The following is a 15,668-nucleotide window of genomic DNA, read 5'->3' as shown; positions in this document are numbered from 1 at the left end:
ATATTTATTAACAATAATATATTTGAATATTTTTTCAAATAATAAATAGTAGTACAAAAATATTTGTGCATTTTTTTTAAATAGTTATTATTTATTCTAGCTTATCATATGTATCAACAACCGAACCATTTTTTACGTATAAAAATCATTATTTATTTTATTTGAGATTTCATCATTTCTCGTTTTTTTCAAAACCTTGTACAATTATATTGAAAAGTTTTGGAAACCGTTTTAAAATGTTTACAGGTACATTACAAAAAAAAGTATCTGTAACAAAAACAGGGAATAATTTGGGAGGTCAATACAATGGCAAAATATACAATCGTTGATAAAGACACTTGTATCGCATGTGGCGCTTGTGGCGCAGCTGCACCTGATATCTATGACTATGATGATGAAGGGATCGCATACGTTACTCTAGATGATAACCAAGGAATCGTTGAAATTCCAGACGTTTTAGTTGATGACATGATGGATGCATTCGAAGGTTGTCCAACAGATTCAATCAAAGTTGCTGACGAATCTTTCGATGGCGACGCTTTAAAATTCGAATAGTAAAAACTGCGACGAATTAATTTCGTCGCTTTTTTTATTTAACAATTTAATGATAAAGTATAAATCCAAAGACTTCGGACTGTATGCTTTAATGAAAGACGCGAGCAAGATATTAGCCCGAATAAAGTTTAAAAAACAAAAAGTGTCTACTAAATTTAGTAGACACTTTAATATATTTATACGTTATGAACGTTCATTCTTTGAGTTAACCAAACTTTTAATTTAGGGTATAATACTAAGGTTATCACCATAATTAAAATTCCTTTTAACAAGTTAAATGGAATAATTGACACAACAATTACTTTATTTGGTAGTGGATAATGCATGAAATGTGCATATGCAGGTAATAGCACAAAATAATTCAAAATACTTAAAACTACAGTCATTGCGATCGTGCCTACAATTAATCCTATCGTTAATCCCTTTATAGTGCGATATTTACGAAAGAAATACGAAGCAGGTAAAATATATACTACCCCTGCAATAAAGTTAGCTAACTCTCCAAGTCCGACTGTCGTAGTACCTTTAATTGCAATATGAAGGATGTTTTTTATTAAAACTACAGCAATTCCAGCAAATGGACCAAAAACGATTGCTCCAATTAATGCGGGAAGCTCGCTAAAATCTAGTTTAAGCCAATCTGGAAAAATCGGAATTGGGAATTCGATCAACATTAGTAGATATGAAATACTACTAAGCATTGCTACGATCACCATTATATTTACTTTGTTACGTTGTTGCATTTACCTCTCTCCTTTTTCCCGATCATATCAAGAAAAATGAAAGGTTCGCTTAAGTAGCGTACTATTTGCAAATAGCTTTATAAGTTCAAATCAAAATAAGAAAACTAATTTAAAATTATGCAAATAAAATAAAATCCCCTATTTATAGAAATAGGGGAGAATTTTCAGCACGCCAAATAAGCGTTCAAAAAGATAAATTTTTTGAACTTGCGAACCTCCATCTTCTCCCATCCAGACTATACTGTCGGCTCTAGAATCGCACTAGATCCTGCCCAAAAATCAGGCTCGCGGGCTTATAAGCAATGCTTAATTACCGCCGGTGGGGAATCTCACCCCGCCCCGAAGATAGATCGTATATTAATTTACATTTTTAATGTTACTAAATTAAATACAGTTTGTAAATAAAAAAATCTACCTACTCAATTAGAGCATTTCGTAGGTTTTCTTGGCAAAAATTTACCAATGTGTAATCGTTTTGATCGTGTGCATATACCAAAAGTACAATTGTTGTAAAAATCGCTTTAAACTGCGCAAGTTTCTTTGAAGCTTCAGACACTTTACCATAAATTGCATAAAAAGACTCTCTCTGATCAAACGGAATTAGACTATATACAATTGATAAATCTAATTCACATTTTCCGATATGAGCGTCCCCCCAATCAATTATTCCTTTCAGTTTGTTTTGTTCATTTACGATAATATTTTTAAAATGTAAGTCCCCGTGAACTAGTATCAATGATGTCTCACTCTGAATTTCAACTAAATTTTCAATATAATGGTTAATTTTCTGTTCATCTACAATTAATTTATTCCGTATAGCTTGTTGAACATATTTTTCTAGTTGCGGCTTTCGAAAGTTAATATCTAATCTCCTCAGCTCATCGTACGGTAGTTTAATTTTCGCCAATTCAATTAGATCAATTGAGTGTAGCTGTTTTAAGAAGTTTGCGAGTGGTTCAATCAATGCTATTCTTTCTTCTCTATTCAATCGAATTGGAGGCTTTCCTAAAATATAGCTATAACCTAAAAATGGCCAAGGAAATAGTTTTGAAGGCTTACCATCAAGTACTGGCACGGTTGTATTCATTTCAAATTGATTATGTATTACCGGTAGTAGATTTTTTTCTACGTTTAAGATCTTTACTGCAATTTTTCTACGTGGAAATCTAAGTAAAATTTCATTGTTTAAGCTAAAAACAGTATTATCAAATCCTTCTCCAATTTTTTTAATTTCTTTTATAGTAATTCCAGGGAATTGCTCTTTTACTATTTCTTTCACTAATCCTTCATTCATTACAATTGCCGGATCCCATATGTTAGACATTTCTTTCTCCTTAACAATAAAAATAGAACTTCACATTATAAATGTACTTTACCAAATTTAATAGCAAATTACATTTATATTTGAAGTTCTAAAAACAATCAATAACTTATTAAACTTTAAGGATTTGAAACCATTTTTAATTCGTGAAAGTTTTTATCTAAAACTACTTCCTTTAATTTCTCTCGATTTCCTCCAATAAACAATAGACCAATCGTTAATACAAACACAACTATCAAAAAACACCTTCTAAGAAAATCAACCATTGTATTATTTCCTCCTACCCATGAAATTTGGTTTTCTGACGAGCCCTGTGCATTAGTAGACGATTACCAAGAAAGTTTTTTTAACTTTATAAAGAAAATTTTGTGTTAGGATAGCCTGTTCCTCTTTTTTTGACATTTAAAATGAACTTTCATTCATACCCTTTAACTCTTCTATATGTATAAGAAACTCAGATTACTAGCAAATTGAAATGCTAAAAGATACACTAAATCATTCTATGATTGAAATAATCGATTTATACAAAAAAGTAGCGATTGTTTTGAAAAATTCTACTAAACAATCGCTACTTTTTTATTTATTTTTTATCTGTTCGAAATACAATTGCTCCACGTTCGTATTCTACATCCTTAATCGTTAAACGTGTATTTATTAACCTAGCTAGTGCAAAGAAGTAGTCAGATAGTCGATTCAAATATAAAAATACTGGTAAGTGTATGTTTTCTTGTTTCATCAATGTAACGACTGTTCGTTCTGCACGTCTAGTAACTGCTCTTGCTTGATGGATGATCGCAGCAGGTTTTGATCCACCAGGTAAAATAAATCGTTGTAATGGTGGTGTTGCTTCCATATACTCATCGATTAAAGTTTCAAGTTCTTCAACCATTTTCTCAGTCGTTTTAAACGGTATACTGTCCTTAACGACTGCTAAGTCACCACCACAATCAAATAATTCATGTTGTATTTTTTGTAGTGCATTGTATAAATCTCTTGTATCTTCATGATCTAAATAAGTCATTGCGTACCCAACGATTGTATTTACTTCGTCAATTGTACCGTAAGACTCAACTCTTAAATCATCTTTATCAACTCGTTTACCTACTAAACTCGTTTGACCTTTATCCCCAGTTTTTGTATAAATTTTCATGAAAAACCTCTCCTTTTTTCAATATAAATTTAAGTTAAATTACATTACTCTTATATATAATGACTTTTTTATTTGTTTCAGGGTTATCTAAAATTTGAAAAGAAGTATCATATAGGCCTTTTAATATGTCTTCAGTTAAAACTGAGTTTGTTTTTCCCTCAATATAAATTTTGCCGTCTTTTAAACCTAATAGTCGATCACAATAAAGACTTGCTAAATTTAAATCATGGAAGACAGTTACAACAGTTTTATTCTCATTTTTTTGTAATTCCTTTAACATGTCCAAAATTTTAATTGTATGCATCAAGTCTAAATGGTTACTTGGTTCATCTAAAAAAATGTATGGGGTATCTTGTGCAAAGCATTGGGCAAGAAATACTCTTTGCCTTTCACCACCGCTAATTTCATTGATTAAGCTCTTCTCCATCTTATTAGTACCTGTCATTGACATTGCGCTTCTAACGGCTGTTTCGTCATGATCTGTCCAACTAGGAAAAAAAGAAGAAGAGTGGGCTAGTCGCCCTAATTTCACGGTTTCTTTTACCTCATATGAAAATGTATAGGAATTTTGTTGAGACAACACAGCAATCTTTTTAGCTATTTGTTTATTAGACATACTAGAAACTAATTCTCCATCTAACTTAACATTTCCTTTAGAAGGTTTAAAAAGTCCACATAGAATATTTAAAAATGTAGACTTCCCACTTCCGTTAGGTCCAATAATCCCTAGCCATTCTCCTTGATTGATCGAATAGGTGAGTCCATCCAAATCTGTATGAATTCCATCATATGAATATGAGATATCTTGACTTTTAATCATACTTTTCCTCTATTTCTTTTCAGTGATAGTAATATAAACGCAAACATTGGAGCACCTATTAAGGACGTAATTACTCCAATTGGTAATTCTCGAGGCGCGAGTACTACTCTCGATAAAATATCGGAACCTATTAAAAATATGGCTCCATTTATCATTGATAATGGCAGTAATTTTTTATGTAGTGGACCAACTAGCTGTCTAGTAAAATGCGGAACAACTAACCCTACAAACCCAATTGTTCCAGATACCGCTACAGCTGCACCAGATAAAATACTTCCTGTTAGCAAAATTAGATAAGTAGATTTTTTCACATCAATACCTATATGCTTTGCATTTGTACTACCAAATGTCATCGCATCTAGATGTCTATTTTGACTAAATAAAATCAAAAATGAAACAATTAAAAATGGTAGTAAACTTAAAGAATACTGAATACCTCTACTTCCAATATTCCCCATTAACCAGCCGATTACTGCACGTAATTCATTATTCGAAAATGTGATAAATAATGATAACAATGCAGAACAAAATGAACTGATTATGATTCCACCTAATATGATTGTTTCGACATTTAAAGAGCGATCTAATTTTCTTACAAATAATAATAAGATTAAAAGTGTACCAAAACCAAATAAAATACTAACTACTGGTAAAGTAAAGTAAGTAACAATCGGTAAACTTATTTGAAAAAATAAAACAAACACTGCTCCTACAGATGCGCCCGAAGAAACACCTAATGTAAAAGGATCGGCTAATGGATTTTTAAGTATACCTTGAAACGCGACTCCAGCTAATGAAAGACACGCTCCTACTAATCCAGCTAACAAAACTCTTGGCACACGGATATTCATAACAATTGTTTGAATATCTGCTGGAACATAATTAGTTTTAAATATATCATCAGAAAAGCTAGAAATGATAGAAGAAAAGGGAATCGATGTAGAACCAATCGAAACCCCTAAAATAAATAGAAAAATTAATAAAATAATTGGAAAGATAAAGATTAAATATGTATTATTTAAAAAGCTCTGGGTAAACCGCCTTTGCAATTGCTTCGACTCCCTCTGCAAGTCTTGGACCTGGTCTAGATGTTGTATCTGCATTAATATCATATACTCGTTTATTTTTGATTGCGCTTACTGTTTGCCAGTTCTTTCTAGCTATAATCGTTTTTTCTAGGTTTGGAGTAAAATCACCATAAGTAGTCAAAATTACGTCTGGGTTTGCTTTTATTGCTGATTCCTCACTGTACTGTACCCAACCTTTTTGATTTTCAGCTATATTTTTAGCATGAATCATCGAAATCATTTCATCTAGAAAAGTACCTTTGCCTGCTGTATATATTTCTGGTGGACCTGATATTTCAAGCCAAACCTTTGGATTTGTACCTGCTTTAGCTGTTTTTTTGCTAATTTCATCTAATTTTGTTTTCATTCCACTTACTACTTTTTTAGATTGCTTAGTTTTACCTGTGATTTCTCCAACTTGTAAAATTGTATCATATACATCATTAATAGTTGCAGCATTTTTAACGACAAACACATTGATTCCTGCTTGTTTTAATTGCTCTAAGCCATCTGCAGAAATTCCTAAACTTGATTCATGAGCTAATACTAAATCAGGTTTTAGAGAAATAATTTTTTCAACATTGTAAGTCATGTCAGCATTGTTTCCGCCAACTTTATCAATGTTTTTTACTTCCTTTGGATAATTATCAAAATCAGTTACTCCAACGACCTCTTTCCCTTCTCCAATAGAGTAAAGGATTTCTGTGTTACTTGGAATTAGTGAAACGATTCTTTTAGGTGCTTCTTTTAACGTAACTTCTTTTTTCGTAGCATCTTTAACAGTCATTGGAAAAGTTGCTTGTTCATCTGTACCTACATTCGATTTTTTTGGTGTCGTATCATTAGTACAACCAAATAAACCTAAACACAATAAAATCATGATAAAACTAGCTAAAAACTTCTTCATTTGAATCCTCCTAAAATTTTGGAAAGCATAAAAAAAACCCCATTCATTTTGAACGGGGCTGAAACAACATACATATACAAGAAGTCTTGCAACTGCTGCTTCAAACTCTTACTCCCCGAAGAATTGAACAAGGATGACTTTAGCAGGTCTACTGACTTTGCTTCAACCTACTCCGTCCTTCCCATTCTTTCGAACAGTGGATAGCCGTTTCGTCCACATTACAGTTGCGGGGACAGTTCTGGATTGTAACCAGATTCCCTTTTAAGCAATACTTGCACTAAACTCATCAATATTTCATTAATTCAATCGTAAGATATATTGAGTAAGAATTCAATTATTTTATTTATATTTTGTTGTGTAAAATACTATATTTCAATTATTTATCCAGGTGAGAACAGTCCAAACATAACTTTATTTAACTTGAAGTTTAGAAACTAAAATCTCAGGAAAATGTTTTATATGAAACAAGATTACTCTACATCTTTTTCGTTCATTCGTAAATCATGAGGGATTTTCACTTTAAATGTCGTTCCATGTCCAATCTCACTTGAAACCTTGATTGATCCACCATGAGCATTGACAATATTTTTAACAATTGCTAACCCTAAACCAGTACCGCTCCTACCTCTAGTACGAGCTTTATCGGCCTTATAAAAACGTTCAAACACAAATGGTAAATCTTCACTTGAAATCCCTGCACCCGAATCAATGAAACTAAATATTGTCGATGTTTCATTTTGACTTACAGATACAATTATTCTGCCATTTTCATTTGTATGTCTAATAGCATTATCAATTAAATTAGTAAAAACTTGCTCCATTCGATCTTCATCGATATATACATCTACATGTGGAACATTATCGATTTCACCAAATAGCTTAATATTTTTTTCTTTTGCTAGCCCTTTGAACTTACGTAAAATTCGATCTACAAATTGAATCAATGGGACATGATCTCGATTCAATTCAGTAAAACCATTTTCCATTCTTGCTAAATCTAACAAATCATTTACTAATCTACCCATTCGAAGTGACTCATCATAAATAATTTGTGACAACTCTTGCATTTCTTCTTTAGATTCTGCTACACCATCTACAATCGCTTCGCTATAGCCCTGTAGTAAAGAAATAGGAGTACGTAACTCATGAGAGACATGAGCTATAAAATCCTTTCTCATCTTCTCCAAACGCCTTTGTTCTGTCACGTCTCGGATTACAGCTACAACGCCTCTTATATTTGTCTGATTATAAAGTGGTGACATTAAAACTTGCCAATTACCTTGATCAAAATTTAATTCAATAAATTGCTTTTTCTCACTTACAACAACTAATTCAAATAAATCTAGTAATTCCTTCGTTAAAACGAGTGACGAGGTTTCTTCTTCAAAATAATCATCATTAAGCATTTTTAAAAAGCGTTCTGCCGGTGGATTTGTTGTTATAATTCGTCCTTCATTATCGATTGAAATAACGCCATCTACCATACTTGTAATTATATTAGAAACCTTTTCTTTCTCTTGCTTTAATGCATTCATATTAAAATTTAATTGTTTACTCATTTTATTAAATGAATAGGCTAGCTCTCCAATTTCATCACTAGAATGAATTGGCACTTTCACATTAAAATTACCCGAAGTCATACTACCCACAACTTCTTTCATCTTTCTTAACGGTGCTGTAATTTTTGATGAAAGGAAAAAAGAGAAAAATGTTGTTAATACGATTCCAATTGATGCAGCGAGCAAAACAAAATTAGTTGTTTGGTGAATCATTACTTTAACAGGTTGCAATGTTTGGTAAACAAATACAGCTCCATTTTTTGCATTAGCATTTAACGGCACACCAACAACTAATTTTTCCCTTTCACTATTTTCACCGTAGACTAGTCTTTTACTAACCTCTTTATCTTTAGTTAGTGTTTGGTCTAATACATCATCATTTTGTATTTCTTTAAAAGGTAAATCTTGTATTCCATATGTATTGTTTGAATACCACGGTTTTTGACCATCAATCGAAATAATTACTCTTGAATACCTACTCACAATATTATTTGATAAATATTCAATATTTGAAATTGGTTGGCCATTTTCAATTAATTGTGCAATTTTTGAAGCGTCATCCTTCATATTTTGTACTTGAAGGTCAATATAAAATTTTTCAAAAAAACCTATTAAGACAAATGTCAGAAAGGATAACACAAGAGATACTAATAATATAATTGTAAGCCAAAGCTTTCCAACTAAACTTCTTAGAATCATTACTCCTGACCTACTTCAAATTTGTAACCCACGCCCCATACTGTGACAATCATTTTTGCAGCATCTTCAGAGCTCTTACTTAATTTTTCTCGAAGTCGTTTGACATGTGTATCAACTGTTCGTAAATCCCCAAAAAAATCGTACTGCCATACAGATTTTAACAATGTTTCTCGATCAAAAACTTTCTCAGGTGACTTCGCTAAAAATAATAATAACTCATATTCTTTTGGCGTTAAGCTTATATCTTCACCAGCTACAATTACTTTATGAGCATCATTATCGATCGTTAAATGCGGAAACACTACTATGTCTTTTGCAGAAGTATTATCAGAAGTAAATACCGGTACTGGAGAAGCACGTCTTAATAGAGCCTTTACTCGAAGTACTACTTCACGTGGACTAAAAGGTTTAACGATATAGTCATCCGTACCAACTTCAAAACCTTGAACACGATTTGTTTCTTCACCTTTAGCCGTTAGCATGATGACTGGCGTTGTTTTAGTTTTTCGTAATTCCCTACAAACTTCAACTCCATCAATTTTTGGCATCATTAAATCTAGTACAATCAATGAATATTCATTCTTTAATGCTAAATTTAAAGCATCTTCACCATTATCAGCTTCATCAATACTATATCCATCACGTTCCAAATACATTTTTAATAATCGTCTAATACGATCTTCATCATCTGCTATTAATATTTTTATATTTTGTTCCATGCTTATAACCCCCTCTTCATAATTTTACATAATAAAAATCGTATATTCTAGTACAATTTGTGAACATTTTTACATAATTCTTTGAATTTATTATTTCCATAAATTAGTGAAAAAATCCAGAATCGAGCAGCGAAGAACTTAGGAAATTGTTTATAAATCTTTCTTTTCTTAACGTAGAAAAACCCCCGACACGGAAAATTCATTTCCTTTACGGGGGTTTTTAGCACATCTTTTTAATTATGCGTATGAGTGTAAACCTGCAATGATTAAGTTAACTGCAATCAAATTAAACATAATAATCGCAAATCCGATAACAGCTAGCCATGCAGATTTTTCACCTTGCCAGTTTCGTTTGAAACGAAGATGTAGGAAAACTGCATAGAATAACCAAGTTATTAATGCCCAGTCTTCCTTTGGATCCCAACTCCATAATTTCGTCCAAGCAATTTGAGCCCAAATCATGGCGAAGATTAGTCCACCAAGAGTGAATACTGGAAAACCAATCGCAACAGCACGGTATCCGATTTCATCTAATAATTCACTATCTACCTTCTGAACAAAAGGCTGTAAAAATGCTCCAATTCGTTTTCTAAGGATTAAACGAATAATTGCATATAATGCTGCACCTGCAAAAATTGACCAAATTACTGTGTTCAATTTTTTAGCATTCACCATAGCTGGCATTTCTGCAAGAGCTTCAAATTTACCTTCTGTTTTTAATTCACCTTTATGAGGTCCTACTAGTGAAGGAAGATTATAAACCATATCTTCTTGAACTTTATCTTTATTGATCCAAGTATACTTTGCTTCGTAGCCTGATGCAGTAAATGCCGTTGAAATAACGATAAAACCAACAACTGTTACTAAGAAGTACAAAACAGCTTCTAACCAAAATGTTTTCTTATTTGAAACTTTTTGATTGATATTTTTAATTAAATAAATTAGACCTGTAATAAAACTAATAGCTAAAATAGCTTCTCCTAATGCCGCAGTCGTTACATGAATGTATAACCAATAACTTTTTAAAGAAGGAACTAATGGCTTAACTTCGTGTGGAAATACTGTTGCATAAGCAATGATAATAATCGACAATGGTAATGCGAAAAGTCCGATTATATTTAAGCGATACATGAAATAAATCATAATAAACGCAAAAATCAACATCATCCCAAAGAATGTAATAAATTCAAATAGATTACTAACAGGTGCGTGTCCTGCTGCAATCCATCTAGTAACAAAATAAGTAAGTTGTGATAAAAATCCAATAATCGTTACAGAAATACCAATAGTACCCCATTTATTAGGACCATTATCATTTGTTTTCATCGAGCCGCCAAAAAAGAAAGTAGCTACAATATAACAAATAAACGCGGTAAATAAAAAATTACTACTTAGCTCGTACATATTTTCCCCCTAATTAAACGCTTTTCTCAGCTTGTTGATCAATAGGAACTTCAATCTTTGTGTCTCCCAACACTTTCTTCAACTCTTGCTTTAATCCATAATAGTTTTTATTCGTAAATGCCGCTATCCAAATTTCCCCATCTTGATTTTGGATCCAAATACGACGATGGTACCAATACATACCTTGTATAACACCAATCATAAAGATTGCTCCACCAAGTGCTAGTAACCATAGTGTTAAATCTTTTCGAACAGTTAATCCAGTTGAATCTTTTGTTTCAATACCAGCAAATGACATCTTAAACTTATTTTCCCCATTTGGTTCAATATTTTGCTTAATTGCAACGAATGCTACTTCACCTTTTGGCGTTTTTGGTGTTGTCATTTTAAATACAAATGCTGGGTTGTCTGGCTTTCTTGTTTTCGTATCAGGTTGACCATCAGAGTTAAAATAAAAATCAGGAAAATAATTTTTAAGTTCTACTTTATATCCATTTTTCAAATCATAAAATTGTTTTGGATTTTGTAAATCCACTTTAATTGGACCTAATTTTTCTCCTGTTTGTTTATTTTGTAATGTAAATAAAAATGCACTAAACTCTCCAATTCGATAGTCTACTTGATATAGTGCAAAGTTTTGAAACTTTAGAGGCTCATTTACTTTAATACTATAATCTTTTACTTTTTTAAGTTTTGGGTCTTCCCCAGGTATTAAATTACCTTGTCTTTTATATAGCGTAACATCAGCCTGATAGTTTTTTGGAATTTTGTCATTTCCATAACGCTCAATAGCTTTTTTATAGATTTTACTTTCTTTATTTTTATCGTAAGTTTCCATATGGAAATCTTTTAATTTAATATAATAGTTTTGATTTGTACCAACTACAGGTTTTAATTCACCTTCTTGAACCCATAAAGCCTTGTCCATGTACATTCCTGGAACATATCTCAACATAACTGCTATCAAAAAGATAATTAAACCAATGTGGTTTACATATGGACCCCAACGAGAGAAGCGACCTTTTTCAGCTAAAATATTGCCATTTTCTTCTCGAATTTTATATCCTCTTTTTTGCAACTTAACTTTAGCTTTTTCAATTTCTTCTGGAATATTATCAACTCTACTAATTCCAAACATTTTTTGTCTTTGTAAAAAGTTTGGGTGTCTAGTAACCGTTTGTTTGTTGAGCGCTTTATAGAGTGGTAAAATTCGATCTAAACTACAAATTACAAGTGAGATCCCAATCGATGCGACTAATAGCATAAACCACCAAGAGCTAAAAGTATTATCTAATCCAATTGCATCGTAAATCTTACCAAAAATACCATATTCGTCTTGATAAAACGTTGTTGGATTCGCAGTTGGCGGTAGTAAATCTCGTTGCGGAAAAATAGTACCTAGTGCTGCTGCTACTAGAGTTATAATTATTATGATGACTGCTACCTTTACGGATGAGAAAAAAGTCCAAACTTTATCGATAATTGTTTGATTATTAACGATTGACCTTCTAGCAGTACCTTCATAGCGCATATCAAGTAATTCTGTTGCACCTTCATCTTGAGGTTTACCACACGATTCACATATTACAGTACCTACATGATTAAGATGACCACATTCACATTTAAAAGTCTCCATATTATTTCCCCTAACTAATGCTCACTCATCATTTTGGCAATATTTCTTTAATATAACTTTCAAAAGAACTCGGCGTCATTTGTCCAGTTACGATTCGTTTAATGGTCCCATCAGGACTTACAAAAAATGATGTTGGTAAAGGATTCACACCATATATATTTAAAACCTCTTGATCTTTATCAATTCCAACTGGAAACTTAAGTTTATAATCGCTTACAAATCTTTCTACAGAAAATTTCGATTCATCTGCGTTCATAGCAAGTAATTCAATACCTTTGTCCTTGTATTTTGAGTAGATTTCGTTCATAAAAGGCATTTCACGCTTACATGGTTCGCACCATGTTCCCCAAAAATTAACGATTACACCTTTTCCTTTTTCACCTGAAAGAGTATATTGTTTTCCAGTATTTAGCTCCTTCATTGCAAAGTTTGGTGCTTTACTTCCTTTTGTAATTACTTCATCATCCTTAAAGAAATTTATGTAAAAAGTATACCCAATTGCACAAAGCAAAACTAATAAGATAATTGTTCGTATTAACGTCCTATTTTTCTTCATATATACAGTTCCCCCCATATGATAGAATATCATTATTTCCTATTCTTGAATAGAATTTTGATATGTTTCAAAAAAGACTAAATTTTCAATTTTTTATACTAGATTAATCATTTTTAAAGAAAAGAAAAAACTCGGTATTTACCGAGTCAGTGTGAAGACATAAGTCCAAATATATGATATCAGACTGATATAAACACAGTCTTGTCAAAATGCCAGCCATATAAGCAGTTAGCTTGTAAAAGGGATGCCATTCGAAAAGGAACGCGTTATCAACAGTCTGACTCGGCATTAGCGAGGCTTAGCTGAAGCCATTGCTCTTATTTTTTTTACTTCATGAGGTGAAAGTTCTCTTGCATCACCAGGAGTTAATCCAGTTAAATCTAAAAATGCATATCGCTCACGTTTTAATTTCATAACTGGTGATCCAATCGCTTCAAGCATTCTCTTAACTTGACGGTTTCTACCTTCATGAATGATTAGTCTAATAATTGCAGTATTTTTGCCTTTATCAAGCGAAATCATCTTAACTTGAGCAGGAGCAGTTTTCCCATCCTCAAGCATAATTCCTCTTTCTAACTTACGCAATCCCTCCTTAGTAGGGATCCCCTTTACTTTTGCAATATATTCTTTATCTATTTCATATTTTGGATGTTGAAGTAAATTTGAAAATTCTCCATCATTTGTTAGTAAAATAATACCTGATGTATCAAAATCCAATCTACCAATTGGATAAATACGTTGTTTAATCATTGGAAAAAAGTCTGTTACAACTTTTCTACCTTTATCATCTGACACACTTGATATTACGCCTGATGGTTTATATAAAAGGAAGTAAACTGGCTCTTCTTTATCAATAGGAATCTCTTCCACTTCAACACGATCATTACCGCTCACTTTTACACCTAACTCAGTAACAACCTGACCATTTACTTTTACTTTACCTTCTTTAATTAACTCTTCTGCTTTACGACGAGAAGCAATTCCTGCCCTAGCAATAACTTTCTGTAATCTTTCCATTCGATCATTTCACCTCTTCAACCATCATACAGATTTATACAATTGAAAACAAGTAGAAAAGAAAAGGAATTAGCTTTTAAAAGGAAACGAACAAAAAAATAAAACAAAAATCTAATACTTTACTGCATTTTATCTGAGTCGATTCCACTGACCTTCTACTCATATTTTCAAAAATCTATCATATAATTTACTAGATTTGCAGAAATGAGGTAATAGAAATGAATTTAACTTTAAAACACCCTTCCGCATTTGATCGCTCAAAAATAATAACGCCAGGTAGTGTACTGATTACTAAAAAACATGAAACAATCTACATGCTTGTTTTTGAAGAAAATGAAGATGACTTCCCATATGTACTTATTTCACTATCAGATGCTAAACTAGTCCAAAATTATGACATTATGCCAACATTAGGTGATATAGAAGATTGGATTGGTGAAATCACGTTAGTTACACAAAAAAATAAACTTTCTATTACAATTCAAGCAAATTACTAGTTTGCTGTTTAATCTATTAAAATTCCGTCAATAATATAATAAGTAAAAATGAAAAAGGAGCTTACTATATGAATTATTCCTTTAATCCTGCCATAAAATATAATTCAGTCGGTTCGTTTAAATTAGGCGATGTTTTTTTTACATCAGATAAACCTGCAAAAGCATACAAATTAATCTATGACTCTACAGAAACGAATTATCCATACATATTACTTTGCCTCGATGATGCAATCTCAATCCAAAGCTTTGATGACATTCCAACAATTGAAGATATTGAAGAAAACATCGGATCAATCAAGTTTACTGTCCCTAAAGAAAAATTACTTCTTGTGATAAATTAACTAACAATATCCAATAAGACCGATAGATTAGTAAAAAAGAAACGTTATCGATTTAGGTGACGTTTTTTTGCTGTTTAATAAAGAACATTGATCAGCGATGTTTCTAAAGATAAATGAAGCTCTATGAGGTTAATTACCTCTTTCTTTAGCGCACCTGCAGGGTAAACTGAACTATACCGACAAAATGATTGGACTTTTAATCCAAAATCAAAAGCATTTTAATGATTTTTAATAGATTTAAGCTTTATGATCAATTTTCAATCGATTTCACTGTCATTTCATTTCATTATTGTAAGTTTAGCTCGCATTTATTAATGATTCATTGGCTTATTTGCAGTTTATCAAAATATATTTGCAGATTTGGCTTTTTTATTTGCAGTTTCCGTCATTTTATTTGCATTTCTACCATTTTTATTTGCAGCTCGGCTTTTTTATTTGCAGTTTCCACCATTTTATTTGCAGTTCTTCCATTTTTATTTGCAGCTCGGCTTTTTTATTTGTAGTTTCCACCATTTTATTTACAGTTCTTCCATTTTTATTTGCAGCTCGGCTTTTTTATTTGCAGTTTCCGCCATTTCATTTGCAGTTCTACCTTTTTTATCCACAGTTCGGCTGTAGGCATAACAATCTTTTATCAAAAGTAAAAAAACGTCATCAATTTAGATGACGTTTTTCAT

The 15,668-nt window shown here is 31.9% G+C and carries 15 protein-coding genes and 2 riboswitches; of the genes, 3 read left to right on the top strand and 12 right to left on the bottom strand.

Annotated features, from left to right (window positions below):
* The first annotated feature begins 306 nt into the window (after positions 1–306).
* Positions 307–555, top strand: a complete 249-nt coding sequence (locus tag CN601_RS09570) for a ferredoxin (RefSeq protein WP_056466764.1) — start codon at positions 307–309, stop codon at positions 553–555.
* A 176-nt stretch (positions 556–731) separates the two neighbouring features.
* Here the strand turns inward: CN601_RS09570 and CN601_RS09565 are convergent, their stop codons facing one another.
* The 12 genes from CN601_RS09565 to rluB form a co-directional block, all read right to left on the bottom strand.
* Positions 732–1,298 carry an ECF transporter S component gene (locus CN601_RS09565; protein ID WP_098170910.1) on the bottom strand — a complete coding sequence of 189 codons (567 nt, stop codon included), beginning with the start codon at positions 1,296–1,298 and terminating at the stop codon, positions 732–734.
* A gap of 215 nt (positions 1,299–1,513) precedes the next feature.
* Positions 1,514–1,649: riboswitch (FMN riboswitch) on the bottom strand.
* Between the two features lie 64 nt (positions 1,650–1,713).
* Positions 1,714–2,622: a phosphotransferase gene (locus tag CN601_RS09560; protein WP_098170909.1), complete on the bottom strand. Its 909-nt coding sequence runs from the start codon at positions 2,620–2,622 to the stop codon at positions 1,714–1,716.
* A gap of 577 nt (positions 2,623–3,199) precedes the next feature.
* A complete protein-coding gene (locus CN601_RS09555; protein WP_098170908.1) occupies positions 3,200–3,769 on the bottom strand; it encodes a cob(I)yrinic acid a,c-diamide adenosyltransferase in 570 nt (189 codons plus the stop codon).
* A 34-nt stretch (positions 3,770–3,803) separates the two neighbouring features.
* Positions 3,804–4,589, bottom strand: coding sequence for an ABC transporter ATP-binding protein (locus tag CN601_RS09550; protein ID WP_098121013.1), 786 nt, complete (start codon positions 4,587–4,589; stop codon positions 3,804–3,806).
* Complete coding sequence (locus CN601_RS09545) at positions 4,586–5,638, bottom strand: FecCD family ABC transporter permease (RefSeq protein WP_098170907.1); 1,053 nt, start codon at positions 5,636–5,638, stop codon at positions 4,586–4,588. The genes CN601_RS09550 and CN601_RS09545 overlap by 4 nt, the downstream gene beginning before the upstream one ends.
* The gene (locus CN601_RS09540; protein WP_098170906.1) at positions 5,604–6,563 is read right to left on the bottom strand and encodes an ABC transporter substrate-binding protein; all 960 of its coding nucleotides are present in this window, start codon (positions 6,561–6,563) and stop codon (positions 5,604–5,606) included. Before CN601_RS09540 ends, CN601_RS09545 begins: the two co-directional genes overlap by 35 nt.
* Before the next feature lie 124 nt (positions 6,564–6,687).
* Positions 6,688–6,860: riboswitch (cobalamin riboswitch) on the bottom strand.
* Between the two features lie 173 nt (positions 6,861–7,033).
* Complete coding sequence (locus tag CN601_RS09535) at positions 7,034–8,821, bottom strand: ATP-binding protein (protein ID WP_098121010.1); 1,788 nt, start codon at positions 8,819–8,821, stop codon at positions 7,034–7,036.
* A complete protein-coding gene (locus CN601_RS09530; RefSeq protein WP_098121009.1) occupies positions 8,821–9,540 on the bottom strand; it encodes a response regulator transcription factor in 720 nt (239 codons plus the stop codon). Before CN601_RS09530 ends, CN601_RS09535 begins: the two co-directional genes overlap by 1 nt.
* A gap of 237 nt (positions 9,541–9,777) precedes the next feature.
* Complete coding sequence (ccsB, locus tag CN601_RS09525) at positions 9,778–10,944, bottom strand: c-type cytochrome biogenesis protein CcsB (RefSeq protein WP_098121008.1); 1,167 nt, start codon at positions 10,942–10,944, stop codon at positions 9,778–9,780.
* Positions 10,945–10,957: 13 nt separating this feature from the next.
* Complete coding sequence (resB, locus tag CN601_RS09520; protein WP_098121007.1) at positions 10,958–12,580, bottom strand: cytochrome c biogenesis protein ResB; 1,623 nt, start codon at positions 12,578–12,580, stop codon at positions 10,958–10,960.
* A 28-nt stretch (positions 12,581–12,608) separates the two neighbouring features.
* Positions 12,609–13,136 carry a thiol-disulfide oxidoreductase ResA gene (resA, locus tag CN601_RS09515; protein ID WP_098170905.1) on the bottom strand — a complete coding sequence of 176 codons (528 nt, stop codon included), beginning with the start codon at positions 13,134–13,136 and terminating at the stop codon, positions 12,609–12,611.
* A gap of 288 nt (positions 13,137–13,424) precedes the next feature.
* Positions 13,425–14,153 (bottom strand): 23S rRNA pseudouridine(2605) synthase RluB, encoded by a 729-nt coding sequence (gene rluB, locus CN601_RS09510; protein ID WP_098121005.1) that lies wholly within the window; start codon positions 14,151–14,153, stop codon positions 13,425–13,427.
* 218 nt (positions 14,154–14,371) lie between these two features.
* On the opposite strand from rluB, the gene CN601_RS09505 reads away from it, so the two are divergent.
* Complete coding sequence (locus tag CN601_RS09505; RefSeq protein WP_098121004.1) at positions 14,372–14,650, top strand: hypothetical protein; 279 nt, start codon at positions 14,372–14,374, stop codon at positions 14,648–14,650.
* 68 nt (positions 14,651–14,718) lie between these two features.
* Entirely contained in the window at positions 14,719–14,991 is a 273-nt protein-coding gene (locus tag CN601_RS09500; RefSeq protein WP_098121003.1) for a hypothetical protein, read from the top strand.
* Positions 14,992–15,668 lie beyond the last annotated feature (677 nt).

Source organism: Bacillus sp. AFS017336 (genome assembly GCF_002555445.1).
Taxonomy (GTDB): domain Bacteria; phylum Bacillota; class Bacilli; order Bacillales; family Bacillaceae_G; genus Gottfriedia.
The sequence above is the reverse complement of the archived record's forward strand: the minus strand, read 5'-3'. Positions and strand labels throughout refer to the sequence as shown.

What these genes read in the sequence shown, in the direction of transcription:
- CN601_RS09570 (WP_056466764.1), top strand. Translation starts at nt 307, where the DNA reads ATGGCAAAATATACAATCGTTGATAAAGACACTTGTATCGCATGTGGC.
- CN601_RS09565 (WP_098170910.1), bottom strand. Translation starts at nt 1,298, where the DNA reads ATGCAACAACGTAACAAAGTAAATATAATGGTGATCGTAGCAATGCTT.
- CN601_RS09560 (WP_098170909.1), bottom strand. Translation starts at nt 2,622, where the DNA reads ATGTCTAACATATGGGATCCGGCAATTGTAATGAATGAAGGATTAGTG.
- CN601_RS09555 (WP_098170908.1), bottom strand. Translation starts at nt 3,769, where the DNA reads ATGAAAATTTATACAAAAACTGGGGATAAAGGTCAAACGAGTTTAGTA.
- CN601_RS09550 (WP_098121013.1), bottom strand. Translation starts at nt 4,589, where the DNA reads ATGATTAAAAGTCAAGATATCTCATATTCATATGATGGAATTCATACA.
- CN601_RS09540 (WP_098170906.1), bottom strand. Translation starts at nt 6,563, where the DNA reads ATGAAGAAGTTTTTAGCTAGTTTTATCATGATTTTATTGTGTTTAGGT.
- CN601_RS09535 (WP_098121010.1), bottom strand. Translation starts at nt 8,821, where the DNA reads ATGATTCTAAGAAGTTTAGTTGGAAAGCTTTGGCTTACAATTATATTA.
- CN601_RS09530 (WP_098121009.1), bottom strand. Translation starts at nt 9,540, where the DNA reads ATGGAACAAAATATAAAAATATTAATAGCAGATGATGAAGATCGTATT.
- ccsB (WP_098121008.1), bottom strand. Translation starts at nt 10,944, where the DNA reads ATGTACGAGCTAAGTAGTAATTTTTTATTTACCGCGTTTATTTGTTAT.
- resB (WP_098121007.1), bottom strand. Translation starts at nt 12,580, where the DNA reads ATGGAGACTTTTAAATGTGAATGTGGTCATCTTAATCATGTAGGTACT.
- resA (WP_098170905.1), bottom strand. Translation starts at nt 13,136, where the DNA reads ATGAAGAAAAATAGGACGTTAATACGAACAATTATCTTATTAGTTTTG.
- rluB (WP_098121005.1), bottom strand. Translation starts at nt 14,153, where the DNA reads ATGGAAAGATTACAGAAAGTTATTGCTAGGGCAGGAATTGCTTCTCGT.
- CN601_RS09505 (WP_098121004.1), top strand. Translation starts at nt 14,372, where the DNA reads ATGAATTTAACTTTAAAACACCCTTCCGCATTTGATCGCTCAAAAATA.
- CN601_RS09500 (WP_098121003.1), top strand. Translation starts at nt 14,719, where the DNA reads ATGAATTATTCCTTTAATCCTGCCATAAAATATAATTCAGTCGGTTCG.